This window comes from Sorangium sp. So ce887, from assembly GCF_051521455.1.
Classification (GTDB): domain Bacteria; phylum Myxococcota_A; class Polyangia; order Polyangiales; family Polyangiaceae; genus Sorangium.
In genome coordinates, this window is the sequence record NZ_CP150354.1 from 8,466,050 (window position 1) to 8,491,664 (window position 25,615).

General features: G+C 72.3%; 16 protein-coding genes. 7 read left to right on the forward strand and 9 right to left on the reverse strand.

Annotated elements, in window-relative coordinates; genetic code table 11:
* Positions 1-2 precede the first annotated feature (2 nt).
* From WMF36_RS31480 to WMF36_RS31495, 4 genes are read right to left on the reverse strand one after another with little or no spacing between them, the layout of a single operon-like run.
* Positions 3-1,358 carry a tetratricopeptide repeat protein gene (locus WMF36_RS31480; RefSeq protein ID WP_437574457.1) on the reverse strand — a complete coding sequence of 452 codons (1,356 nt, stop codon included), beginning with the start codon at positions 1,356-1,358 and terminating at the stop codon, positions 3-5.
* Positions 1,355-5,734 carry a tetratricopeptide repeat protein gene (locus tag WMF36_RS31485; protein ID WP_437574458.1) on the reverse strand — a complete coding sequence of 1,460 codons (4,380 nt, stop codon included), beginning with the start codon at positions 5,732-5,734 and terminating at the stop codon, positions 1,355-1,357. The genes WMF36_RS31480 and WMF36_RS31485 overlap by 4 nt, the downstream gene beginning before the upstream one ends.
* Positions 5,731-8,139: a tetratricopeptide repeat protein gene (locus WMF36_RS31490; protein ID WP_437574459.1), complete on the reverse strand. Its 2,409-nt coding sequence runs from the start codon at positions 8,137-8,139 to the stop codon at positions 5,731-5,733. The genes WMF36_RS31485 and WMF36_RS31490 overlap by 4 nt, the downstream gene beginning before the upstream one ends.
* Positions 8,140-8,165: 26 nt before the next feature.
* Positions 8,166-9,044, reverse strand: coding sequence for a hypothetical protein (locus WMF36_RS31495; RefSeq protein WP_437574460.1), 879 nt, complete (start codon positions 9,042-9,044; stop codon positions 8,166-8,168).
* A 493-nt stretch (positions 9,045-9,537) separates the two neighbouring features.
* Here WMF36_RS31495 and WMF36_RS31500 point away from each other — a divergent pair, with 493 nt between their 5' ends.
* Positions 9,538-10,158 carry an RNA polymerase sigma factor gene (locus WMF36_RS31500; protein ID WP_437574461.1) on the forward strand — a complete coding sequence of 207 codons (621 nt, stop codon included), beginning with the start codon at positions 9,538-9,540 and terminating at the stop codon, positions 10,156-10,158.
* Between the two features lie 19 nt (positions 10,159-10,177).
* The gene (locus WMF36_RS31505; RefSeq protein WP_437574462.1) at positions 10,178-11,179 is read left to right on the forward strand and encodes a zf-HC2 domain-containing protein; all 1,002 of its coding nucleotides are present in this window, start codon (positions 10,178-10,180) and stop codon (positions 11,177-11,179) included.
* A gap of 62 nt (positions 11,180-11,241) precedes the next feature.
* On the opposite strand, the gene WMF36_RS31510 is transcribed toward WMF36_RS31505, so the two are convergent.
* Both WMF36_RS31510 and WMF36_RS31515 read right to left on the reverse strand, forming a co-directional pair.
* Complete coding sequence (locus WMF36_RS31510) at positions 11,242-11,703, reverse strand: TIGR02266 family protein (RefSeq protein WP_437574463.1); 462 nt, start codon at positions 11,701-11,703, stop codon at positions 11,242-11,244.
* 168 nt (positions 11,704-11,871) lie between these two features.
* A complete protein-coding gene (locus WMF36_RS31515; RefSeq protein WP_437574464.1) occupies positions 11,872-14,586 on the reverse strand; it encodes a glycosyltransferase family 39 protein in 2,715 nt (904 codons plus the stop codon).
* A gap of 702 nt (positions 14,587-15,288) precedes the next feature.
* On the opposite strand from WMF36_RS31515, the gene era reads away from it, so the two are divergent.
* Positions 15,289-16,221 (forward strand): GTPase Era, encoded by a 933-nt coding sequence (era, locus tag WMF36_RS31520; RefSeq protein WP_437574465.1) that lies wholly within the window; start codon positions 15,289-15,291, stop codon positions 16,219-16,221.
* On the forward strand, positions 16,218-18,308 hold the full coding sequence (gene der, locus WMF36_RS31525) for a ribosome biogenesis GTPase Der (RefSeq protein WP_437574466.1): 2,091 nt from the start codon (positions 16,218-16,220) through the stop codon (positions 18,306-18,308). The genes era and der overlap by 4 nt, the downstream gene beginning before the upstream one ends.
* 73 nt (positions 18,309-18,381) lie before the next feature.
* Here the strand turns inward: der and WMF36_RS31530 are convergent, their stop codons facing one another.
* Together WMF36_RS31530 and WMF36_RS31535 are read right to left on the reverse strand one after the other, a co-directional pair.
* Positions 18,382-19,608, reverse strand: coding sequence for an ArsA family ATPase (locus WMF36_RS31530; RefSeq protein ID WP_437574467.1), 1,227 nt, complete (start codon positions 19,606-19,608; stop codon positions 18,382-18,384).
* Between the two features lie 146 nt (positions 19,609-19,754).
* The gene (locus WMF36_RS31535) at positions 19,755-20,297 is read right to left on the reverse strand and encodes a hypothetical protein (RefSeq protein ID WP_437574468.1); all 543 of its coding nucleotides are present in this window, start codon (positions 20,295-20,297) and stop codon (positions 19,755-19,757) included.
* A 71-nt stretch (positions 20,298-20,368) separates the two neighbouring features.
* On the opposite strand from WMF36_RS31535, the gene WMF36_RS31540 reads away from it, so the two are divergent.
* The 3 genes from WMF36_RS31540 to WMF36_RS31550 all read left to right on the forward strand — a co-directional run bounded on the left by WMF36_RS31540 (position 20,369) and on the right by WMF36_RS31550 (position 23,991).
* Positions 20,369-21,103, forward strand: coding sequence for a tyrosine-protein phosphatase (locus tag WMF36_RS31540; protein WP_437574469.1), 735 nt, complete (start codon positions 20,369-20,371; stop codon positions 21,101-21,103).
* A 72-nt stretch (positions 21,104-21,175) separates the two neighbouring features.
* Positions 21,176-21,790, forward strand: coding sequence for a TetR/AcrR family transcriptional regulator (locus WMF36_RS31545; RefSeq protein ID WP_437574470.1), 615 nt, complete (start codon positions 21,176-21,178; stop codon positions 21,788-21,790).
* 86 nt (positions 21,791-21,876) lie between these two features.
* Positions 21,877-23,991, forward strand: a complete 2,115-nt coding sequence (locus WMF36_RS31550) for an ATP-binding domain-containing protein (protein WP_437574471.1) — start codon at positions 21,877-21,879, stop codon at positions 23,989-23,991.
* On the opposite strand, the gene WMF36_RS31555 is transcribed toward WMF36_RS31550, so the two are convergent.
* On the reverse strand, positions 23,939-25,309 hold the full coding sequence (locus WMF36_RS31555) for a serine/threonine-protein kinase (RefSeq protein ID WP_437574472.1): 1,371 nt from the start codon (positions 25,307-25,309) through the stop codon (positions 23,939-23,941). The two genes, WMF36_RS31550 and WMF36_RS31555, sit on opposite strands and share 53 nt — an antisense overlap.
* Positions 25,310-25,615: the final 306 nt, after the last annotated feature.

Genomic DNA, 25,615 nt, shown 5'->3' on the forward strand with positions numbered 1-25,615 from the left:
CCTCACCTGTCGGTCGCGGCGTCGGCGACGCCTCCATCCGCGGCGGCGGCAGGAGGAGGAGCCGCGGGCTGCGCTGCGGCTGCAGCCGCGTTGAGCTCGCCCTCCTTGAGCTTGGCGCGGTTCAGGAGCTCCTCCGAGTCGTCACGCTGGCCCTTGTTGCGCAGCTCCTGGAACTTCGTCAGCGATTTTATCGCCTCCGCCACCTGCTGCTTGGGCGTCATGCCGGGGACGCTGGGGGCGAACAGGTAGAGCAGGCCGAGGTCGTAGTGGACCTGGGGCAGGTTCGGATTCCGGGCGAGCACCCAGTCGAACTCGCGCTTCGCGTCGCCGTAGCGCTCGAGCAGGCGGTAGGCGTCCCCGAGGTTGAGGTGCGCGGCCACGTGCTCGGCGTCGAAGCGGACGGCGCCCTCGAGGAGGGGCAGCGCCTCCTGGGCATTGCCCGCCTCGAGCAGGTAGGTCGCGAGCTGCACCCGCGCCTCGACGAGATCGGGGCGGCGCGTCACCGCCTTGCGGAACTCCTCCAGCGCCGCGGCGCGCTGCCCCTGCTCCCGGAAGATCAGGCCGCGGAGCAGCAGCGCCTCCGCGTTGTCCTTGTCGCGCGGCGGGTTCTCGCTGACCGGCTCGAACCCGTCCAGGATCGCCTGGAGCGCGTACAGCGCGAGATCGAGGCGCCGGTTTCTGTAGTGATCGCGGGCGATGACGACCATCGCCGGCCGGTAGTCCGGGTTGATCTTCAGCGCCTCCTGCGCGATCCGCTGGGCGGAGCCGGTGTCCTTCTGGAGCGACTTGATCTCCGCGAGCGTCGCCGCGACGGCCGCCGACTTCGGCATCTGGCCGCGCTTCTCGTTGAGGAGCCGCTCGGCCTCGCCGAGCTGGTTCTTCCGGGCGAGGAGCATCGCGTACGCGATGATGGCGGGCTCGTAAGCCGGCACGAGCGTGAACGCCTGGCGGTAGCTCGCGCCGGCGCCCTCGTCGCGGAGCCGCTCCTGCACCACGCCGAGCGAGTAGAAGGCCTGGTGCGCGCGCGGATCGGCCTGCGTTGCCTGCGTGAACTGCGCCCTCGCGCCGGCGAGGTCGCCGATCGCGAACGACTGCAGGCCGCCCTGGTAGAACGCCGCCGCCCGGGCGTTCATGGCCGGATGCGTCGCCTGGGCAGGCTGGTCGTACGGCCGCGTCGAGCTCGGCGCGTCGTTCATGCCGTACGGCGCCTGGACGGGCGGGGCCGCGCCAGGACCCGCCACGGGGCGGGTGGGCACCTTGGGCGGCGGCGTCGCCTCGTCGCCGCAGGACGCGAGGGCGAACGGCGACACGACCGCGAGCAGGCTGACGAAGAGGGTGACAGAGAGGCGGCGCTTCATGGGACGACCGGCAGGGGCAGGGGGAGGCCGTCGGGCGCGAGCGGCGGGGTCATGCCGGGCCGCGTCCGGAGGAAAAGGCCATCCTTGTACTCGAACGGACGCTTCGTCTCGGGGTCGATGATCCCCTGGCTCCACTCGCGGAGCTTGGCGTCGCCGAGGATGTCCGTGAAGAACGCGAGCCGCTGGATCGCATAGTCCACCGCCGGATTCCGGACCTTCCACGCCTTCGCCCAGACGACGGACTCGACGTAGAACTTGACCATCGCCTTGTCGGCGTCGGTGAGGAGCCGCTCGCGCGCCGCGCGCCATTGCTCGCGCCGGTTCTGACGGAGCGCGTCGGCCGTCTCCTGGAGATCCTCGCGATCGCTCGTCTCGGCGAGCTTGAGCAGCTTCTCTTCCTTGTCCGTGTAGAGCCTCAGGCCCGGCGGGCGCGCGTTGTAGAGGCCCGTGCGGCAGGAGTCGTAGAGCGAGCCCTGCCGCGCGCGCGCGGCGACCGACCACTGCCGCGATTCATAGGCGGCGATGACCTCCTGGAGCTCCTTCCAGTACCGGTCGTTGGCCTTGGTGATGTCGGCCTCGAAGGCCCGCTTCACCTGATCGATGACCCCCTCGTAGCGGTGGTGCCCCGTGTCGTAGTCGAACTCGGCCTTGATGCGATCATCGATGGCCTTGTAGGCGCACTCCGCGGCCATGTCGGCCTGCACCGATCCCAGGGGCTTCACCTTGTCGCCGGTCGCCGAGCTCCGGAACGACGTGAACGCCGTCATGGTGTTCTTGCACCAGTCCCGCGCCTTCGGATCGGCGGCGGCGCTGCGCATCTTGGACGCGTGGTAGGCCGCCTGGACGACATACCCGCGCGCGGCCGGGTTGTTCTTGTTGGCCGCATAATAGGCCTCCATGGATTGCATGGCCTTGGTGCGCGCAGCGCGGTTCGGACCCTCGTCGGACCCCTGCTCGTCCCAGGCCTTCAGGTCCGCCGACGCGACGAGAAAGTCGATGTCGGCCTTCTGCTCGGGGGGCGGGTTCAGGCTCATGAAGGTGGCGCGCGAGGCGGTCATCTTGTCGCGCTCCCCGATGTTCGCGTAGAGCAGCACCGAGTTCCGGGCCGCGTCCCGGCGCGCCGCCTGCTCGAACCGCGTGTTGCGCGCGATGGTGTCGTAGGTCTCGGCCGCGCCGCGGTAGTTGAAGAAGAGGACATACGCCGCGGAGAGCGCGTCGTAGGCCTGCTTCAGGTACTTCACCCGCTCGGCGTAGCGCTTCGGATCAGGGTTCTTCGGAGGGTTCGCGTCCGGATCGCCCTTCTCGAGCTTCGCCAGGTTCTCCTCGTTTCCGTACTCCTTGATGAACAGGGAGTACATCGCGATGGCCTGGTCGTAGTCGCCCACCTGCTTGTAGCAGTAAGCGCCGTTCATCGCGGCCTCCGGCGCCTCGTCGCGGGCCGGCGCCTTCTCGAGCGCGACCTTGTAGAGCGCCGCAGCCTCGCGCCAGGCGGCGACGCGCGCCGGGCCGTCCGGCATCTTCTCGGCCTTCTCGAAGGCCCGGGCAGCGTCGAGGTAGTAGCCGCGCGAGATCGTCGGCCGGGCGATGTCGCCCTCCTTCAGCTTCTGCTCCTCGCTGACAGCGCAGCTCCGCGTGAGCGCCGCCTCGGCCAGCTTGCGGCTCTGCTCGACGTTGTTCTCGAGGTTCGACATCGTCGTGAGCCGCTCCCACGCCTTGTAGCCGAACTCCGTCTTGCCGCACTGCGCGTTGTAGATGGGCTCGAGCCGCCTGCGCGCCTCGGCGAACTGGCCGTAAAGGAAGTAGTAGTCGGCCGCCTGGAACGCATAGAGATCGATGTTCTTCGGGGCGTCGAGCGCGGGCGGGACGCGCTGGATGTACTCGTCCCGGGCGGTGACGGACGCCTGGACCTGCGGGGGCAGCGGCTCGGCGATCACGCGCTGCTCGTCGCCCTCGCCGGCGATCTTGACCTTCTCGCGCGGCTCGATCCCCTCGGCGCCGTTCGTCCGCTGGAAGAGCTTGTGCCGATCCAGGAGCGCCTGGTGGGCGGTGTCGACGACCATGTACGCCGCGGGCTGCAGGTATTTGTCGTCCTCGTTGGAGTCCCGCACGCTGACCGCAGAGGTCCTCGCCAGCTCGACCTCCTGCGGGGTGGGCGAGCGATCCATGGCCACCGCGATCACGACGACCATGTGGTGCGCGTCGGCCAGCCAGTACCGGCTCTCGTATGCGTCCGGAGCGTTCTCGTCCTGGGCCAGGTAGCCGGCCCAGCCCTGCGCGGCGAGGCGATACTCGCCGAGCGCCCGCTCGAAGATCGGGTCGCGCGTCTCCTTCTCGCTGACGGTCAGCGCCTGCTGCACGAGGGCGCTGCCCGCGTTGGTGTGATCGGCGGCAGCCCGGCGGAGCCCGCCGCGCACGAGCCGCTCGGCGGTCTGGATCGCCTCAGGATCGTCCTTGTTGGCCTCGACCCACGGGGTCGTGCCGACGTACTGGGCGAGCTTCGTCCGCGCCTCGAGCGCCTTCGCCGAGTTCATCGCCCGCTCGGCCGTCCCCTCGCGCGACTGCGACGTGAGCGTGTCGTAGATGTCCGCGATCTGGTTCTGGATCACGGGCGCGTCGCGGTGCATCGGCCACTTCTGGAGGATGATCTCGCTCACCTCCACCGTGTTCCGGTACTGGTTGAGCTCCTTGAACTCCAGCGCGAGCGCCTTGTAGACCTCGACCGTCCACTTCTGATCCTGCGGGATCAGCTTGGGATCCTGGACGCGCTCGATGGCGATCCGCATCTTCTGCTCGGCCATGCGCGGGTCGGTCTCGACGTCGAGGACGTCGTTGCGCGGGATGTAGGGCTCCTCCGGCCCAGGGCCGACGAAATCCAGGTACGTGAGCGAGCCGGCGATGTAGGTGTACGCCTCCGCCCGGAAATCCGCGCCTGGGTCGCCCGTGAGCTTCTCCTGCTCGTCGGTGTAGCGGAGCAGCTCGATGAACTGGCGTACCGAGGTCTCGTAGCGCTGCTGCTTGAAGTACGTCCAGGCGAGCTTGTACATCGCGACGCCGTGGACAGGGGGCTTCTTGTACTTGATGGACTGCCGGTAGGACGACTCCGCCCTGTTGTAGTTGAACGGGCCGCCGGCGCGGTCGATCTCGTTGAAATGGTAGTCGCCGATCTGCCACCAGACCTCGGCGATGTAGCGGGGCTCGGCGCCGAGCGCCGTCTTCTGCGGGATCGGCTGGCAATCGTCAGGATACGGAGCGACATAGGCCGTCTCGTCCTCGACGACGGGGGCTGTCCCCCGCGCGGCCCTGCGGGCGGGCTGGATCGCCCGGCCGCCCGGCGTGGAGCCGATGGGCGTCGGGTGGCGCGCCTCCCAGCCGGTCCAGTAATCGTCGTCGTGGTCCTGCGGGAGCTTGCCGACCGTGTCGCGCGTCGGATCCTTCGGGTCGGGCGCGACGGGATAGGGATACCTGTCGTGGCACACGAGCGAGCGCCACACCTGCTGCGCCTCGGGGAACCGGACCGAATCGTTCAGCGCATGGCCGAGGTAGTAATAGATCCCGGCGAGCTCGCGGTACTGAGGGAACTCGTTGATGACGCGCTTGTAGAGCGCGATGGCCGGGAGCAGCGCGAGGCTGAGATCCTCGCTCGCGTCGGTGTCGGTGCGCGCGCGCTCCTCGTAGAGCGCGGCCAGGCGGAACATCGCGTCGGGGGTGTTCTCGGGGTGAGCGTTCGGGCCGCTGTAGCGCTGGACGAACACCTCGAGCCGGCGGATCGCCTCTTCCCGGGCGTCGCGGAGGCCCTTCCGCTCCGTCTCGATCTCCCGGTCGAGCGACGAGAGGATGCGGCGGCGCCTGTCCTCGTAGTGGTGCTGCACGATGCGCGTGATGGCGCTCCGGTAGTCGCGGGCCGCGTTCTCGTAGGCGGCCGCTTCCTTCTCGAGCGCGGCGAGCGCGGCGAGCTGCGCGGGCGTCGGAGGTGGAGGCGGCGGCGCCTGCTTGCGCCCGACGGACATCGGCGGCGCGAAGGGTTGCGCCGGCGGCGCAGGGGCGGCGCCGGCCTGCGCCGCAGGCGCCCCGGCCCCTGGCGAGGCCGGCGCCGCGGCCCCCGGCGAGGCCGTGGTCGGCGCGGCCGCAGGAGCGGCGGAGGTCGCCGGCCCGGGCGACGGCTGGCCGCCTGGCTGCGAGCGCGCGAGGGGCGCGACCGCCAGCACCAGGGCAAGGCTGGCAACCCCGAGCGCGCCGCGCGGGCGACGGCGCCCCGCTCTCACGGCGTCGCCGAGCGGCACGCGCGCGCCCCCGGGCTCGAGGATCTGCGCCCCTGCCCCTGCGCGCGGTGCGTCAGCGTTCTTCGGCGCGCTCGCGCCGCCCTGCTCCTTGCTCACTTCTCGTCCTCCGGATCGCCGCTGTCGTCGAGGACCTCGTTGAGCTCCTCCTTGAGGAGCCGATCCTCACGGGCGCGCTCGACCTGCAGGCTGCGAACACGCGTCATCTGCTCCTCGCGGACCTCCCACGCCTCCTCGGTGATGCCGACGTCGGCGCGGAGGATGATGTTCTTCAGCCTGTCGCGGACGAGGCCGAAGTTTCGCATCGCGACCTCGCCGACGACGAGGCGCGCCTCCCGGTCGAGCGCGTCGAGCTGCACCGAGTGATGCACGACGCTCGCCGTCTCCCGGCTGACGATCTGCCGGAGGCCCGAGGACTTCTGGGCGACCTCTCCCTCGATCTCGCGGAGCGCCGCCTCGACCTTCGCGTCCGCCGCGTCGCCGGCGCGGAGCACCGGCGTGATCCGCTGCGCGTACGCCGCGAGATCCGGGCCGCCGGCGCCCGCCGCGGCCAGCTCGACCTCGCGCGTCAGAGCGTCGCGGTGCGCCTTGCGCGTCTGCGCGTCCTCGATGAAGCGCTGATCGCCGAAGCCGACCTGGACCCGGCCCGCGCTCACCTGCTTGCGGAGCACGTCCGCCTGCTGGCGGTAGAGCCCGAGGTCGCGCTCGTTCTGCGCGAGCTCGTGCTCGAACCGGGCGATGCTCGCGGGATCTCGGACGACCCCGGCGTGCGGCCCCTCGCGGAGCAGCCGCCTGAGCCCGTTGACCGTCGCCTGCAGCGTGTCCATCTGCAGCGTCAACTGCTGGAGGCGCTGCGACTGGGTGTTCCACTGCTTGAGCGCCTGCGTCTCGCGATCCTGGAAGTCACCGTCGGTGACGGGCACCCGCGAGAGGCGCTTCTCCAGCGCGCGGCGCCGCGCGCGGACGCTGCCGATCTCGCCCGAGAGCGAGCCGTCCTCCACGTCGTCCATCCCCTGGCCGAGCGCGAGGCGCGCGAGCGCGACCCGGTTGAGCAGCGCGAGCGCCCTCTCCTCGCCGGCCTTGAGCTCCGGGAACGCGCGCACCCGGTTGGGCGAGCTGAGCACGGCGTTCAGCTTCTCGATGAGCTCGTTCGACTGCTTGATCAGCTCGCGGCAGGAGTGGATGTCGTCGATGACCGCGAACGCAGCCGGACCATCCTCGGCCTCGCGCGCCCACTGCACCGCGAGCGGCGGGAGCGCGGAGGTCGTGTCGAGCGCCTCGAGCTGCTCCTGGCTCAGCTTGTCGTAGTAGACCGCGGGATCGCTCGTCGAGCCGAGGAACGCGTCCACGCGCGCGCGCATCGGGTCGTAGGTGGCGCGGACGCCCTCGTACACCTTCAGCGCCTTCTCGAAGCGGCCGGCGCGCAGCATCAGATCGCCGCGGAGCAGCGAGCCATCCGCGATGTTCTGGCTGTCCGGCTCGGCGATGGCGAGGATCTCGAGCGATCGCTGGGCGCGATCCACGTCGCCCAGGCGGACGTACACCCAGGCGAGCTCGTAGAGCATGGCCCCGAACTCGGGCGAGACGCGGTCGATGTGGCCGTACGCCTGCACGGCCTGGGCCCACTGGTCCGCCTCGTAGAAGAGCCGCCCGATCGCGAGCCACGCAAGATCGATGACGCGCCGGTGCTCCGGGGTGTCGGCCGGCAGCTGCGTCACCTTCTGGAACAGGTCGATCGCGGCGACGTAGCGGGTCTTGGGCACCGCCGGGGGCACGTCGCCCTCCTTGAGCGGCTCCGGCGGGGGCGTCGCTTCCTTCACCGCGATGAGGCCGAGCAGGTACCTCGCCTGGTGGAAGTACTCGCTCCGCGGGTCGACCGCGCCGAGCGCCGCCTTCGCGCCGGCGAAGTCCTTCTTCACGTAAAGGCCCTTGCCGCGCGCGTACGAGAGGGTGCTCCCCGCCGCGGAGGACGGGATGTTGTTCATCGACGCGAAGATGGCGTCGAGGGCGTCGTAATCCTTGATCCGGAGGCAGATGTCCACGAGCCGCCCGAGCGCCTTCGCCTGGTAGGCGGCGAAGCGCGGCTCGGCGCTGCTCGCGACGATCCGCTGGAACGCGCGGCGAGCCGAGAGGTACTGCTTCGAGCGGAAGTACGTCTCGCCGAGCAGCGTGAGCGCGTCCGGGAAGGCCGTCGGATGGTCAGGGTATTTCTCGACCACCTGGTTCAGCACGTTCGCCGCGCGCTCGTAGTCCCTGGAGCCCATCAGCAGGACGGCATCCGCGATGCGCTGCGCCGGGGTGCGCTGCTCGCCGCGGGACTTCTGGATCGCCGCCTGGATGGCGCCCAGCCCGGAGGCGACGCCGCTGATCTGCTGAGACGCGCTCGTGTAGGCGCGCTCGGAGTCCAGGGCCCACGCGTCGGCAGGGGCCACGGTCGTGGCCGCGCCGAGCAGGAGCAGGCCAAGCAAGGCAGGGGTAACCCGCGATCCGGAGTCCCAGGTCATGGCGACTTGTCCTAACGAGCTCGAACCTACTTGCCACCCGCGGCGGCGGCCGGCTGCCCGGGAGCATCCGAGAGGCCGCTCACAATCTTCTCGACGAAACGGACCGCCGGGCGCTCTTCGAGCGGGGTCGTGACCCCCCCCTTCTCGAACGCGACCGCCTGGAGGTTCATCGTTTTCCCCTCGACCGCCGTGAAGGAGTGGCTGGAGCGCACCTCGAAGCGGTAGCCGCGGAGGTAGGAGAACACCCCGTAGCCGTTGCCCTGCAGGTTCACGAGCACCTGGAGGGTGTGATCCCCCGGCGGAACCGAGCCGTTGAAGATCGGGATCTCGGTCTGCTCGGCGAGGGCGCCCGACTGATCGGTCTTGTTGTACTGAACGGCACCATCCAGGACGATCAGCACGCGGGTCACGCGGAACGCGCTCGACAGCTCGTTGTTGAACCGGATCGAGGCGCGCGAGCCGGCGCCGCCCCCGGAGAGGATCGTGTCGCTGAGGAGCGAGAGCCGCGTATGGCTGCGGCGGATCTGCTCCTTGAGCTCATCGATGCGCTGCTCCAGATCGCGTAGCCGCACCGCGTAGGTCGGGCCGTCCATCGCCGGGGCGGCGGTGGTGCCCGCAGCCGGCGCGGCAGGCGATGCAGCCGCGGCGCCCGTCGTGGCAGGCGATGCAGCCGTGCCCGCAGCCGGGGCGCCCGCCGTGGCAGGCGATGCAGCTGCAGCGCCCGTCGTGGCGGCGGGCGCAGGGGCGGCCGGCGCTCCCGCCGCAGGCGCTGAGGCGGCCGGCGCCGCAGAGGCGGCAGGAGCAGCGGCCTTGCCCGACGCGCCGCCGGGGCTCTGCGCGAGGGCGGGCATGGCCATCAAGAACGAGGCCCCCACCCCCACAGCCAGCATCCTGATAAGTCGCATCGAAAGGTAACCTCGTGGTTTTACCCTCGTCAGCAGAGGGGGGCGACCTCACGCCCGGTGCCGGGGAGTCTAGTGGCGGCGGGCTTCCGAGCGCAACGACCTGGACAGCTTCCTCATCACCCCGCAGAGCGCGCCGCCGCTCGCGACGCAACGGCGGCGCGAACCGGGCAGCGAAAATCGTGCTGGAGCCCTCACCCAGCGCACGCCCGCGGCGTCCTCGGCCGGTCGGCGATGCGCTGCCACGAGGACGCCACGCGACCGAAAGCGGGCTCCCCTCCGGACGCCCGCGACCCTCGCCTCGCCGTGGGCGAAGGGGGCTCGCTCGCTCGGGGGCGGATCCGCTAAGGTGCGCTTGTGTCAGGGGAAGGAGAGCGCCTCAGATCTTCGAGCCGCGCTGCGCGTCCGATCCGACGCCGCGGTCGTCGCCACGAACACCCCGCCGATCGGGCCGCCGAAGGAGCGCCGCAGAGGCTCGGCCGCTCCGGGAGCTAGGATGGTCCCGATTTCTCGCGAGGAGGTCACCGACGAAGCCCTGATGATGCGTTTTCAGGGCGGCGACCGCGCCGCATTTGCCGGGCTCGTCCGGCGGCACAAGACGCCCATCTACAACTTCATCCTGCGGCAGGTCCGCGGGCCTGCGATCGCCGAGGATCTGGTGCAGGATGTGTTCGTGAAGATCGTGCAGAGCGCGTCCGACTTCAAGCATGAGGCGCGGTTCACCACCTGGACCTACGCCATCGCGCGCAACGTCTGCATCGATCACCTGCGCAAGATGTCGCTCCGGCGCCACCCGTCGCTCGACCAGGGCTCCGGTGACGGCGGCGACGGGCCCACGCTCGGCGAGCGGACCGCGGACCCGGCGCCCCAGGCCGCGGTGGACCGGGTCGCGATCGGCGCCGAGATGGGGCAGCTCATCGTGCGCGCGGTGGAGGGCCTCCCGCACGAGCAGCGGGAGGTCTTCCTGCTCCGGGAGATCGGGCACGTGCCCTTCAAGGACATCGCCCAGATCGTGGGGGTGCCCGAGAACACGGTGAAGAGCCGGATGCGCTACGCCCTGGAGCGGCTGCAGGAGGCGCTCTCGGAGTACGAAGATTACGCGAGGGCGCTGCGCTAGCGCGCCGGAAGAGCTGTCTATGGACTGCGAGAAGTTCGACCAGCACGTGATGGACGCGCTCTACGACGAGCTCGACGAGCTGACGCATGCGGCCATGAAGCGGCACATGGACAGCTGCGGCCGGTGCGCCTCGGCGTTCGCGGGGCTGCGCGCGGCCCGCGACGCCGGCCCCTTGCCGCTCGAGGAGCCGAGCGAGGAGCTCGAGGCGCGGATCCTCGATGCGGTCGAGGTCGCGCAGAAGAAGACGCCGTTCCGGCGCAAGGCGCTCCGCGCGCTCGCCTGGGCCGGCAGCCACGCGATGCGGCCGCAGCTGGCGATGGCGGCGCTCTTCGTGCTCGTCATCGGCTCGAGCCTGCTGCTGCTGCGGCCGAAGACCGGCGTGGCCCCCGTGCGGGTCACCGAGTGGGGCCAGCCTGCGTCGGTTCACCAGGAGCCGCCCAGCGTCCCCGCGCCGGCCGCCCTCGCCACATCGACGGAGGAGGGCGATGCCCGGCGCCTGGCCGAAGCGAAGGCGGGCGAGCCACCGAGGACGATGGTGGAGGCGACGAAAGATACGGCGAAGGAGAAGAGCGCGCGCGCGGCAGCGGACCCCGAGGACGGCGCGAGCGCCGCGCTCCGGGAGGCGCAGGCGCTGCAACGAAAGTCGGGCTGCGCGGCCGCCGTCGGCAAGCTCGACGAGGTCGGCGCGCGGTACCCGGGCACGCCGGCCGCGCACGCGGCGATGTGGGAGGCGGCCCGGTGCTACGAGGCTGCCGGGGAGACGGAGAAGGCGCGAGAGCTGCTGCTCGCGCTCCGCGCCGCGAAGGGGTACGGCGACCGCGCCGAGCAGATGCTCGCGGGCCTCGAGACGAACGTCGGGCGCTCGCAGGCCAAGAACGCGATCCCGATGGCCTCCCGCCCCGCCGCGGCAGCCCCACCTCGCCGCGCCGCGCCGAGCGCGAAGCCCGCGGCGCCGCCGCGCGCAGACGACGCGCAGGAGCCGGCGCAGGCGGCACCTCCCGACGCCGTGATGGGACGCTGACGGGCCGCGGGCGCACGCGCCGGCGTCGCCGCGAGGGGACGCCGCGGGCGCACCCGCCGGCGTCAGTTCGATCTCACCGGCGCATCGCGGATGTAGGCGATCGTCCTGATCGTGTCGACGATGCGCTCGCGAGCGTCGGGCGTGAGATCGATGAAGCGGATGCCCATGCCCGGGTTCGGGTTGTCGTGGAGAGGGCGCACCTCGTTGATCCACTGCACCGTCCCCTCGAGCACGTACGAGCCCTCGGCCCCCGGCGGCGAGAAGCGGAGCGTGAGCCGCGTGCCGATCGAGAGCGGCTGCGTCGTGCGGACGAAGATGCCCATCTCCGAGATGTTGGTGATGGAAGCGTAGAGGAACGTCTCCTCCGTCTCGCAGTCCACGAGCCACGTGACGTCGAGGCGCTCGGACGAGCGTCGGTTGAGCGAGTCCGGGGCGGAGCTCTCGCGCTCGTCCTCCCCGCCGGCGTGGCGTTCGTCCCCGTAGGCGCCGCTCTGCGCGGGGGATGCCGATGAACCGCCAGGCACGTCGGGCGGATGGTTGGAATCACCACGGCCCCCGGTCATGTTTCTGCGACTAGCCGCTTTCCGCACGCGCGTCGAGGGCGCTCGACGGCGAGGACCGCGCGCGCGTCGCCGGGCGCACAGGGGAACCCGCGCGCCACGGCACGCGTCGTGAACCCCACAACGAGCCGCTCACCGCACGCGGATGACGCCGCCGCGGATGCGGTTCTCGTGCTCAGGCCCGCGCGTCACCTGAAAGCGCGTCTCGCCGGCAAAAAGGCCGAAGTAGAACGCGTAGTCGCCCGGGGTGAAGTTGGGCTCGAGCCGGAGCTCATGGTCGTCCACGATGACGTCGCCCGGTTGCCACAGGCTCAGCGGGTAGCGCCCCTCGAGCACGGGGTGGTCGCCGTTGTAACGGCGCTGGAACCCATCGATGTGAACGAACATCTTCCAGTTGCCGATGATCGACCGGTGGACCCGGAAGTAGGTCCGCAAGTGGTAGGTCTTCTGGGGGACCACGCTCGAGACCTTCTGGCCATCGTCGTCGGTCAGCTCCCAGCCGAGCACCTCCAGCTGATCCTCGAACATCGCGTCGATCGGGTTCGCGGGCGCGACGGGCTCGTCGAGCACGACACGGCTGAGCCAGCTCTCGTTCGGTCGACCGCCGAGCTCGTTCGACGCGAGGAGGATCTGGCTCGATCGGCCGTCGAGCACGGGCAGGTTGCGCTTGTGGTGCTTGCGGAAGAGGCTGTTCAACCTGGGGAGCTCGTCGGATTTGACGACGAGCCAGCGGCGAGCCCCGGGAGCGGCGGATCCCTCCGCAGCGCTGTCCGCCGTGGCGGTGAGCCAGGCGAACGCCTGCGGGACGTCGTCGAACGACGCGATCTCACCGCCCTGGTAGTAGGCCGCCGCGCGGCTCCGGACGCCGAGCGTCGCGAGCGGCTCGCCGGGTCTGCGCAGCGACCCGTACGACTCGAAGACCGCCTTCGGGGAGAGCTGAGCCGCGAGCGCCGGGTAGTACCAGAAGCTCAGCGCGAAGCCGGCGAGGAGGCCGGCGAGCGGCGTGCCGAGGGCGCGGGGCATGGCGGCGCGCGCGACGACGAAGCGGAACGCGTCGCGCACCGCGATGAGCACCACGGGCCCCGCCGCGAGCAGCAAGGGCAGCGCCCACCACGCGTTCATCCCGTAGGCGGCGAGGTGGTTCGGCATCCGCGCGACGGTCCCCCATCCGATGCGCCTGCCGACGAAGAGCATCGCGCCGACGCCGACGAGCGCCGCCTCGAGGACGATCAGCAGGAAGAGCAGGTTGCCGCCCCAGATGCGGGCGAGCTCCCCGGCGCCGGCGTGGAGCTCGTCGGCGAGGCGCCGCGCCCACGCCTTGAAGCTGCGATCGAGCTCGCGGGGCTGCTCCTCGAACCAGGTGAGCGCGACGAGGCCCGCGAACGCGATCAGGACGAAGCGCATCGCGGAGGCCGCCTCCTCCTCGAAGCTCTTCGGGAAGACCGGCTTGTCGACGGAGAAGACGCTGAGGGCCCTGTCCGGCGAGAGGACGAGGTCGCGGTAGAGGACGAACGCGAGCACGGAGCAGCCGACGGCGAGCGCTCGCGAGGAGGGGGCGCCGCGCTCGAGATCGCGGATGGCGAGCGCGGCGATCGCGGCGAGGAGCGCGGGGCCGCTGAACGGGAGCGCCCCGGCGTGCGGCGCGAGCAGCGCGAAGGCGCCGTAGGCGAGCGCCGATGTGACGACGAGGGCGATCCGGACGCCCGCCTCGCGATCGAGGCGGGGCGCGACGGCCGCGGCCCCTGGTTCCACGGCAGGGGCGCGGAAGATCCGGCCGATGGCGAACGGCAGGAAGGCGCTCCACGGGAAGAGGGCGTGGCCGAGCTGGCGCAGCGTGAGGTCGAACGTGGACTCGACCGGCGGCTTCTTGAGGAGCGCGACGCCGAGGGCGCGGGGGAGCGGCGCGTCGGCGCTGGCGCTCGCGAGCACGAGGAGGCCCTTCGCTGCCGCGGCGACGCCGAGCAGGAGCGCAGCGCAGCCCACGAGGTCGCCGAGCGTGGGGCGCGGGCCCTCCGGCCCGGGCCAGGCGCCGGACGTCCGGAGCACGAGCCAGGTCAGGCCGGCGCCGAGCGCGGGGACCGCGACCCCGATCAGCAGGCCGCGGCTGAGGTATCCGGCGGCGAGGCCGAGGATCCCCACCGCGAGCCACGCGGCCGGCGCGAGCAGGGCGCCGCGTTGCGCTCGTCGCCCGCCCTCGAGCAGCGCGCCGGTCAGCCCGCAGAACGCCATCGTGAGCGCGGCCATGGTGACGATGTCGCCGAGCATGGTGCGGGCCTGCATCACGTAGAGCGGCATCGTCGCGAGCACCGCGACGCCGTACAGGCCGGCCTTGCGGTCGACGAGGCGCGCGAGAAACTCGTAGAGCACGAGCGCGCCGGCCAGCCCCCACAGCGCGAGCGGGAGACGCCCGGCCCAGTCGTGCAGGCCGAACAGCCGGAAGCCGAGCGCCATCGAGGTGAACCCGAGCTCGCCCATCCCGAGGTCGGTCAGGGTCGGCAGCTGCCCGACAGACGCAGCGAGATCCACGCCGCGCGCGCCGAAGACGTGGAGGGCGATACGGCGGGCAAGGTCGGCGTTGTCGAGCTCGTAGGGGTCCCAGATCCCGCTCGTGCCGAGGAGAGGCAGCAGCGCGAGGGCCGCGAGCGCGAGGGCGGCGAGCCGCGCAGGGCCGGCTCTCCAGCCGCCGTCCACCGCGCCGGCGCGGACCCTGGCCGGCGCGCTGTCGGTCTCGGCCGAGCGGTCCTCGCGGGGTGGCGCCGCGTCGTGGGACGGGGCTCCGGTCGCGTGCGGGTCGGGGGCGGCGGGCGGGGCTCCGCTTTGGGGGTCCCCTCGGTGGACGCTCGACATGCGAGGCATCCCCTTACCGCCTTCGCGCGCGCTTGACCACGGATCGTAGGGAAGCGTTTGTAGCCCCCCTGGGCGTCTGCTATCGCGCGCGGCGTGGTAAAAGGCCGTCCCCAGAGTGCGCCCAAGGGCGCGAAAGCGCGCCAGCAGGCGCCGAAGCCCTCCCCGGCTGCCGCCGGCCCCCGTCCAGCCAGGAACGGTGGCCGAGGCAGCCGCCGGGAAGCGCAATCCGGCGAGGAGCCCCGGACGGACGAGGCGGCGACCCCGCCGGCGCGCCCGCCGCGGCGTGAAGACGAGGCGCACGCCGACGACAGGTCGCGAGGCGCGGGTAAGCGAGGCGGCGCCGAGCGCGCTGCCGGGCGGGGCGGCGCCGAGCGCGCTGCCGGGCGGGGCGGCGCCGAGCGCGCTGCCGGGCGGGGCGGCGCCGAGCGCGCTGCCGGGCGGGGCGGCGCCGAGCGCGCTGCCACCAAGGCAGGGGATACCGAACGGGGCGCCAGGAAGAGCCGGAGCTCCGCGGCGCGCTCCTCCGGCGCTGCCCGCGGCCAGGCAGGACGTGAGCCCCGCCCCGCTGGCGACGCGAAGGGGCGACCGCTCCCCGAACGGGCGGCGGGCGCGCGAGGCGGCGGGCAGCAACAGCGAAGGAAGAGCGCCGAACCGAGGCGGACGGAGGAGCCGGACGCTTCTCTGCCGCGGCGATCCGGGCGCGTGGCCCTGGTAGGGCGGCCCAACGTGGGCAAGTCGACGCTGCTCAACGCGGCGCTCGGCCACCCGCTCGCGATCGTCTCGCCGATGCCGCAGACGACGCGCGACGCGATCCTCGGGGTCGTGCACCACGGCTCGGCGGAGATCGCGCTGCTCGACACGCCCGGGCTGCACCGGCCGCGCACCGAGCTCGGGCGCGTGATGAACCAGGCGGCGCGCGAAGCGGCGCGGAGCGCCGACGTCATCGTCTTCGTGACGGAAGCGCCGGATCCTGCGCGCCTTCCACGGCGCGCGAAGGAAGGCGAGGACGGCCCGCCGCTCGTGCCACATCCGGGCGACCTCACGCTGCTCGCAGACCTGGGGAGCGAGGCGCCGGTGGTGTTCGTGCTCAACAAGGTCGACCGGATGCGGGACAAGCCGCGGCTGCTGCCGCTCCTCGACGCGTTCGGCAGGCTCCGGGATTTCGCGGCGATCGTCCCCATCTCGGCGCTGCGCGAGAACGGCGTTCAGCGCGTGCTGGACGAGGTGGCGAAGCTCTGTCCCGAGCGGGACTGGGGCTTCGCGCCCGATGAGCTCACCGACAGGCCGACGCGCTTCTTCGCCGCCGAGTATGTGCGCGAGCAGATCCTCCGCGCGACGAAGGCCGAGGTACCGCACGCCAGCGCCGTGCAGATCGAGCGCTACGTCGAGCCGACGGGCGACGGCGTGCTGCACATCGACGCGACGATCCACGTGGAGCGGCCCGGGCAGAAGAAGATCTTGATCGGCGCCGGCGCGGAGCAACTGAAGCGGATCGGCACGGAGGCTCGGCTCCGGATCGAGGAGCTCGTCGGGCGGCAGGTGAACCTCAAGCTCTGGGTGCGGGTGACACCGGAGTGGCGGGAGTCGCTCCAGCGACTGGAAGAGCTCGGTTACAACAAGGGAGAGACCACGTGAGCGCGGCAAAATCAGCTCTTTCAAGGACGACCAGGCGCGGTAAGGATGCCGCCGGAGGGGGTCGGGCGACGAAGAAGGGCGCTGCTCCCGAGAAGAGGCGCGGCGTCGCCTCCACGAAGGGCGCTGCTCCCGAGAAGAGGCGCGGCGTCGCCTCCACGAAGGGCGCTGCTCCCGAGAAGAGGCGCGGCGTCGCCTCCACGAAGGGCGCTGCTCCCGAGAAGAGGCGCGGCGTCGCCTCCACGAAGGGCGCTGCTCCCGAGAAGAGGCGCGGCGTCGCCTCCACGAAGGGCGCTGCTCCCGAGAAGAGGCGCGGCGTCGCCCCCACGAAGGGCGCTGCTCCCGAGAAGAGGCGCGGCGTCGCCCCCACGAAGGGCGCTGCTCCCGAGAAGAGGCGCGGCGTCGCCCCCACGAAGGACGCTACCCCCGAGAAGAGGCGCGGCGTCGCTCCCACGAAGGACGCTGCCCCCGAGAAGAGGCGCGGCGTCGCCCCCACGAAGGGCGCCGCCGTCTCCAGCAAGAGCGCCGTCGCTCCCAGAAAGAACGCGGCTGCGTCCGGCAAGGGCGCTACCGCGTCCGGCAAGGGCGCCGCCGGTTCGCAGAAGGGCAGAGGATCGGGCCCGAGCAAGGGGCGTGCTCCCTCCGAGCAGAGCAGCCACGATCCGACGGAGCACAGGGAGGAGCTCACGGCGGAGCTCGCCGATGAGGCCTTCGCGGCCGCCGAGGACGCCGCGGCCGATGCGCCTGCGCCGCTCCCCTTGGCCGGGATCGTCGCCCTGGTCGGGCGGCCCAACACCGGCAAGAGCACGCTGTTCAACCGGCTGGTCGGCAGGCGCGTCGCGATCGTGCACGACGAGCCCGGGGTGACCCGCGATCGCCACTACGGCGACGTCATCTCGCGGGGACGGCGCTTCGCGCTCGTCGACACGGGCGGGTTCGACCCCGAGAGCGGTGATCCCATGCGGCAGGGGATCAAGCGCCAGATCGACCTCGCCATCGCCGAGGCCGACGTGATCGTGTGCGTGCTCGACGCCGTGACGCCGGTCACGCCGTCCGAGCACGCCGAGCTCGGCCTCCTGCGCCGCGCGGGCAAGCCCGTGATCTACGTCGCGAACAAGGCGGACTCGACGCGCGCCGAAGCAGAGGCGGCGGAGCTGTACCGCCTCGGGATGGAGCGGCTCATCCTGATCAGCGCCCTCCACGGCCGCGGCATCTCGGATCTGGAGATGGCCATCGAGGCCGCGCTGCCCGAGAAGCCCACGGCGCCCGAGGAGTCGGCCGAGGGGGCGCTCCGCATCGCCATCGTCGGGCGGCCGAACGCAGGGAAATCGTCGCTCGTCAACCGCATCGCGGGCGAGGAGCGCATGCTGGTCGACGCGCAGCCGGGCACGACGCGCGATCCGATCGACACCCTGGCCGAGCGCGATGGGAAGCGGTTCTTGCTCATCGACACGGCCGGCATCCGGCGCAAAGCGAAGGTGACGAAGGAGGACAGCGCCGTCGAGGCGGTCAGCGTGATGCACGCGATCCGCGCCATGGAGCGGGCAGAGGTCGTGCTCCTGCTCTGCGACGCGGCCGAGGGCGTGGCCGAGCAGGACGCGAAGATCCTCGGCCTCGCGGTCGACCGGGGGTGCGGCATCGTGATCGGCCTCAACAAGATCGATCTCCTCGACCGGAAGGCCCTCGCGAAGGCGGAGCAGGACGCCCGCGACAAGCTCGCGTTCGTGTCGTGGGCGCCGATCGCGCACGTGAGCGCGCGCAACGGGCGCGGCGCGACGAAGCTCCTCGAGACCGTGGTCCAGGTGGCCGACGCCTACCGGAAGCGCGTGCCCACCGGGGAGCTCAACCGCTTCTTCGAGCAGATCCTCCTCACGCACCCGCCGCCCACGCATGGCGGTCGCGCGCCCCGCCTGTTCTTCGTCACGCAGGCCGAGACGTCGCCGCCGCTGTTCGTCGTGATCGCGAGCGACCCCGAGAAGCTCCACTTCAGCTACCGGCGCTACGTGGCGAACCAGCTCCGGCAGGCGTTCGGGCTGGAGGGCGTGCCGGTCCGGGTAAAGTACAAGGAGCGCCGGCGCGGCAGCAGATAGCCGGCGCCGCGGGCGCGCCTGCGGCCACACCGCAGGCGCGCGCAGCGCCGCACGTCGACAGGAGGGGCGGGTGCTACCCCGCCGCCCCGGGCAGCGGCGCCAGCACGTCGGCGATCCTCGCGAGGCCGGCCACATCGTAGATGTCGTAGGGGAAGGCCGGGACGTCGACGCGGACGCTGCCGCCGGTCTGCTCGTCTTCCAGCGCCGCATCGAGGGCGATGAGGTTCAGGTGATCGAGCTTGCCCATGCGGCTCTCGTCCTCGGCGGCCTGGAGCAGGCGCGCCGCGGCGCCGGGGCCGAGCGCGAGGCCGCTCCCGTCGAGCGCGGCGGCGATCTCGGCGGCGCCGGGGATCGCGCCGTACACCGGGTGGACGCGGTTCACGACGAACGCGTCGCGCCGCATCTCCTGCTCGCGCAGGCGATCGGCGAAGTACAGCACCTCGCGCACGCAGAGCGGATCGGGCGTCGTGACGAGCACGTAGGCCACGTCGGGGCCGCGCAGCGCCGAGGCCACCGCGTCCGCCCGCTGCTTCCAGCCGCCGAAGACCGCGTTCATCTCGTGGATGAACGCCGCGATCTGCTCGAGGAAGCCGCTGCCGGTCAGCTTGCCGATGCCCCGGAGCACCGCGGCGGTCGAGCGCGCCAGCAGGTTGAGCGACAGCTTGCCGGAGCTCTGGAAGGCCTGCACGAACCAGCGCGTCGCCGCGCTGTCGATGGCGCCCACGAGCCGCTCCGGCGCGTCGAGGAAATCCAGCGCGTTCGCCGTGGGCGGCGTGTCGAGCAGGACGAGGTCGTAGCTCGGGTCGCTCCTCACGGCGTAGAGCTTCTCCATCGCCATGTACTCCTGCGTGCCCGCGAGCGACGTGGAGATGTACTTGTAGAGGACGTTGCCCAGGATCCGGTCGCGCTGCTCGGGCGACGGGGCGAGCGAGGCGACGAGGCTGTCGAACGTCGACTTTGTGTCGAGCATCATCACCGTCATCGAGCCGGACACGTCGACCCCGGCCCTCTCGAACCGGGCGGGCTCGATCGTCTGCGCCTCCGTCTTCATCTCCTCGATCCCGAGGCTCTGGGAGAGGCGGCGCGCCGGGTCGATCGTCAGGCAGAGGACGCGCTTGCCACGGCGGGCCGCGGCGAGGCCGAGCGCCGCGGTGGTGGTCGTCTTGCCGACGCCGCCGCAGCCGACGCAGAGGATCACCCTGCGCGAGGCGAGCAGCGGGGCGAGGCCGGCGTCGTCCGCCAGGAGGGATGCGTGAACGGCGGGCGGGGTGTTCCGAGGGGGTGCGAGCGGGCCGGGCATGGCGCGCGACCTGAGGCCGCGGCCCCTTGTAGCACGAACCGGGGAACGCGAGCGCTCGGGCTGCTGCGGGACGAGCGCTCGCCTGCGGCCGGCCGAGCGCTCAGCCTGCGGCCGGCCGAGCGCTCAGCCTGCGGACGGGCGAGCGCTCAGGCTGCGGTGCGCAGGATGCGCAGGCACCCGGCGGCGGCCCGTGCGATGGAGGCGCCGCGCTCCGCCGTGCCGCCGCGGCCGCAGAGCAGCACCTCGCTGCCCGCCACGGAGAGGCTCTGGACCTCGACCTCCGCGGTGAGCGCGGCGATGCGCGAGCCGAGCGCCGCGCTCTGGACGGCGTCCGGGTTGACGAGGAGCGGGGCATAGGCGGCGAGCTCCTCGCACGCAGGCCACGCGCCCGCCCCCGCGACGAGGCAGCCGCTGTCGTCCACGAGGACCACGACGTCCAGGTTCGCCTCGGAGCGCGTCGTCGAGAGCTGATAATGCAGCGCGGTGATCGGGTCGTCGCTGCGACGGCGCCGCCGTTCGGAGGCGGGGACCGCCTCCTCCGAGGCGTTCGCGCCCCCCTCGGCCGAGAGCGCGCCTGGGTCGACCGGCCGCTGAGCGCGGCCTCCCTGCTGGTCGCCGCGCAGGCCCCCCGCGCAGCCATCCGACCCGGGCTGAGGCACAAGCTGCTGGTTCGATAACGAGAGCGACACGAACACCTCCTCGACGCGAAGGATGGTCGTAGCGCACGACGGCGGCCAACTTTGCTAAGTTCGAGGCCACGATGCGCGGCTTCATCGATCTCCACTGCCACTGGGTCGCGGGCATCGACGACGGCGTCCGCACCGTCGAGGAGAGCTTCGCCCTCCTCACCGCGCTCCGCGGCGCCGGGTTCGACACCGTGGTGGCCACGCCGCACATGCGCCCCGGGATGTTCGACAACACCCAGCAGAGCCTCCGGGCCGCCTACGACGCGACCTGCGCCGCGCTGCGCTGCGCCGATGGCGCGCGCGACCTGCCCGCGCTCGACCTCTCGTCGGAGCACTTCTTCGATGACGTCGTCTTCCAGCGCCTCCTCGACGGCAGCGCCCTCCCCTACCCCGGCGGCCGCGCGGCGCTCGTCGAGTTCCCGACCCGGAGCTTCCCCGTCCGCATCGCCGAGCGGCTCTTCGACCTCAGCCGCCGCAAGCTCCGCCCCGTCATCGCCCACCCGGAGCGCTACGAGCCCGTCCTCGACGACTGCTCCTCGCTGGATCCGCTGATCGACGCCGGCGCGGTCCTCCTCCTCGACGTCGCGGCCCTCACCGGCAAGTACGGGCGCGCCCCCCGCCGGGCCGCAGAGCAGCTGATCGAGGCAGGCTACTACTACGCCGCGTGCAGCGACGCCCACGCCGCCAGCGACGTCGCCGCCGTGCGCGGCGGCATCGACGCCCTCTTCGCCAGGGTCGGCGAGGAGGAAGCGACCTTCATGCTCATCGACGGCCCGCGCGCGATCCTCGAAGGAAAGATCGAGCCCTGAGCCCACGAGGGCCCGCTTCCTTGACGGCACCGCGCGCCCCGCTATAAGTGAACCAACCGTTCACTATTTGCCATGGCACAGGTACTCAAGGACGACGTCCAGGAGAGCATCGCCGCTGCCGCGCTGACGATCTTCGCGCAGAAGGGGTACGAGAGCGCGACCATGGCCGAGATCGCCCGCACGGCCGGCGTCTCCACGGGCAACATCTACCGGTACTACGCGAACAAGGACGCGCTCTTCTACGCGGTGGTGGACGACGGCTTCGCCCGCGCCCTCACGCTCCTGCTCCGCCGCCGGATGAAGGCGCTCGACGGCGTGGAGGACCTCCGGACGCTCGCGCCGACGGCCCCGTACCACCGGGTCGCCGAGGAGCTCCTCCGCTTCTGCATCGAGAACAGGCTGCGCGTCGTGATCGTCCTCGGACGGGCCGGCGGCTCCAGGTACGAGCGGTTCTCGGAGGAGACCGTGGAGCGCCTCGTCGCGCTCTCGATCGAGCACTTCCGCTCCGTGAACCCGTGCCTGTCGGTGACCGAGGCGATGCGGTTCAACCTGGACCAGATCTACCAGAGCCTCGTCAGGACGATGGTCGGCGCCCTCGCGCGCTTCGAGGACGAGGCCGCCATCCGCGAGGCGATCCACGGCTACTCGAAGTACCACCTCGCCGGGCTCAGGTGCTTCTTTGCATGAGATTTTTTTCGTCTCAAAAGTGAATGTATCGTTCATCAATGCGAGCTCAGCCCCTCGCGACGGCGAGGGGCGCACGGAGGCCCACCATGCTGCAAAGCAGGCTTGATCTGCCGGTCGAAGCGCGCGCCGTCATCGAGGAAGAGGAGGCGCTCCTCGAGCGCGTGCGCGCGGCCCTGGAACGGGCGCGGGAGCGCGCGGCGCGCCCGGCCGCGCCGCGCGAGCTCAGGTCCGTCGCCGCGCTCCGGGAGCTCCGCGACGAGGCCGCCGCTGCCTCGGCCGACGATCTGCCGGCGGTGCTGCTCGAGATGAGCGTGCGCCAGCGCCTCATCGCGCAGGAGACCGGGGAGACGCTGCCCGACCCGCTCTGCCCTTACCTCGCCCACCTCCGGGTCGACGAGGGCAAGGGGGCGAAGGACTACCTGCTCGGCCACGCGACGTTCCTGGATCCGTCGGCCGACGTGCGGATCCTCGACTGGCGTGTCGCGCCGGTCGCGCAGATCTTCTACCGGTACCGCGAGGGCGACGAGTACGAGGAGGCCTTCCCGGGCCGCGTGGCCGAGGGCGTGGTGAAGGCGCGCCGCATCGTCGTCGTGGAGCGCGGCGTCCTCACCCGGATCGTGGGTGACGGCCTGGTCCTGACGCAGGGCGGCGACGGGCGGTGGACCCTGGCGGACCGCGCCGCGCTCGCCATGCAGCCGGGAGGCGCCGGGACCGCCGCGCGCCCCGGCAGCCTGGGTGTCGGCGCCGGCGCCCAGGAGCGCGCGCGGGCCGCCGAGGTCACCGCCCTGCTCGACGCCGACCAGTACGCCGCGGTGTGCGCGCCGCCGGAGCAGCCGCTGCTCGTGCTCGGCAGCGCCGGGAGCGGCAAGACGACCGTGGCGCTGCACCGCCTCGCCAGGATCGCCGCGCTCGATCCGGCGCGGTACCCGCTCGCGGCCATGAGCGTCGTCGTCCCCGAAGAGGGGCTCGCGCGGCTGTCGCGCCGCCTGCTCGCCCCGCTCGGCGCGGGCGAGGCCCAGGTGAAGACGCTCGACGCCTGGTCGTCCGCGACCGCGCGCGAGGTCTTCGGCCAGCCGATCGCCCTCTGCGCCGACCCCCCGGCGCTCGTCTCGAGCCTCAAGCGCCACCCGGCGCTCTACCGCGCGCTTCGCGACCGCTTCGCGAAGCTCGCGCGGGCGAGCACGACGCTCCCGCGGCTGCGCCGCCGCCTCGCCGATGTCTTCACGGATCGAGGGTTCCTCGAGGGCGTCGCCGCCGCCTCGGGCGGGGACGTCCCGCGGAGCGCCGTCGAGGAGACCGTCCGGCACACCCTGCTGCAGATCGCCGAGCCGCTCGACCGGCAGCTCGCCTCGATCACCGTGGCCTCGATGAAGCAGGCGCTCGACGGCCGCGCCATCGCCGAGGGGACCCCGGACGAGCTCGCCGGGACGCTCGATGTCGATGATCTGCCGATCCTGCTGTTCCTGCGCGCCTCGCGCGCCGGCCTCGACGGGGCGGGGTGGTCGCACCTCGTGCTCGACGAGGCCGAGGACGTCTCGCTGTTCGAGCTGTTCGTCCTGGGGAAGCTCCTTGGCGAGGCGCGCAGCGTCACGCTCGCCGGCGACGAGGCGCAGCAGACGTCGTCGAGCTTCGCCGGGTGGGACGGGGCGCGCTCGGCGCTCGGCGTCGGCGACGCGGCGACCTGCCGCCTCGCGGTGTCGTACCGGTGCCCGCGGCCGGTGACGGAGCTCGCGCGGCGGCTCCTCGGCAAGCTCGCGCCCGAGGCGCCCGCGCGCGCGGCGCGGGACGGCGCGCCGATCGGGTTCTTCCGCTTCCCGAGCGAGGCGCAGGCGCACCTGTTCCTCGCCGGCGCGCTCCGCGACCTCGCGGACCGCGAACCCCGCGCCTCGGTGGCCGTCATCGCGCGGGACGAGGCCGCCGCGCGGCAGTTCCACGCGCTCGTCGCGGAGCTGCCGGAGGCGCGGCTCGTGCTGGAGGGGGAGTTCTCGTTCGAGCCGGGCATCGACGTCACCGACGTGGACAGCGCGAAGGGGCTCGAGTTCGACTACGTCGTCGTGCCCGACGCGACCGCGGCGGCGTACCCGATGACCGACGAGGCCCGCCGGCGGCTCCACGTCGCGGTGACGCGGACGTCGCACCAGCTCTGGCTCATCTCCGGTGCGGCGTGGTCGCCGCTCCTCGGCGACGTGGGGGCGAGCTGACGCTGCTCGCGGCGCTCTCCGCGCGCGGCCCGGCGGGGGCGGTGAACGCGGCCGGCGGGAGCGGGCTGTCCTTCACCGCCGAGGTCCCGGCGAGCGCGACCCCGAGGACGGCTGCCCCGAACGCCCACGCCGTCTGCGCCCACCGCCGCGGGGAGCCCGAAGGCTCGGTCTCGTCGACCGAGCCGCCCCCCGGATCGAGCGACTCGAGCGCGGCGCGCAGCTGCTGCGTGCGGAGGTGGGACGCGTCCCCGAGGACCTGTCCGATCCAGCTCGCGACCAGCACGTCGTTGCCCGGGTGCGCGGCGCCCGGGACCGCCTCCTCGAGCGCGCGCATGAGCTGCGCGGCGGTCGCCGTGCGCGCGGTGGGCGACTTGGCGAGCGCCTCGGAGACGAGGCGATCGAGGGCGGACGGGATCGTCTCGCGCGGCGGCGCCGAGCTCAGCCGCTCCGCGAACCCGCGGCGGGACAGGACGGCGCGCGACGACAGCGGCGCGGCGGGCCGCTCACTCGCGATGTGGGTCATCGTGCTCTCGCTGTCGTCGGCCTGGAACGGGTGCGCGCCCGACAGGAGCTCGTAGAGCAGCACCCCCACCCCGAAGAGATCGGCCCGCCGGTCGCACGGTTGCCCGCGGATGTGCTCCGGCGCCATGTACGGCGCGCTGCTCCTGAACAGGAGCGCGCCCCCCTCGCCGCCCCCCGCCGCCGCGGCGAAGGCGCGCCTGCCGTCGCTTCGCAGCGATGGAGGCCGGCGCTCCGATAGCCGCTCCTCCTCGAACTTCGCGATGCCGAAATCGACCAGGCGGACGAGCCCCTCGGACGTGATGAGGACGTTGTCCGGCGAGACATCGTAGTGGAGGAGCTCCCGGGGGTTGCCGACCTCGTCCCGCAGCTCGTGCGCGGCGTCGAGCGCCGCGCAGATCTGGTAGGCCAGCCTGGCCGCGGCGAGCACCGGCGCCGGGCGCCCGCGCGCGGCGCGCAGCACCGACGAGAGGGGCTCCCCGCTCACCCACTCCATGACATAGAAGAGGGTGCCGCCCTCCTCGCCGAGATCCACGACGGGCACCACGTTCGGGTGCCGGATGCGCGCCGCGAGCGCGGCTTCCTCCAGGAACATCCGCACGGCGTCGGGGTCGGGCGAGAGCTCGGGACGAAGCACCTTGATGGCAAAGAGCTTCTGAAACCCGTGCTCCCGCCTGAGCCGCCCCGCCCAGATCTCTCCCATGTCGCCTGCGGCCACCCGCAGGACGAGCTCGTACCGGCCCAGGGAAAACCCCGGGAAAAAGCGGCCCCCACCCCCCACTTGGAAGGTGTGGCCCACAGATGAAGAGTCCGCCAGCGCTCCCCGTGTGCGACGATCACGATTGTTGCCTGGATTGTGAGACTCCACATCAGCCGGGAAACAGCGCTTCCGACCGCGACAGGATCGCCCTGTTCGGAGGCGGCCAGTCCGGGGGTCGTGCCCGGGCGGCGGCCCGACGCACCGCCGAGCGCGCCCGCTGCCAGGTCCGGCCCGGCCGGGTCGCTGCGCGGACGTTTTCGGTCCTATCCTGGGTGCGGGAGTCTTGCTTCCTGAACAACCGGACAGTAAAGCTGCCGGAAACTGTGGGTCCGCGCGTCGGGGGTT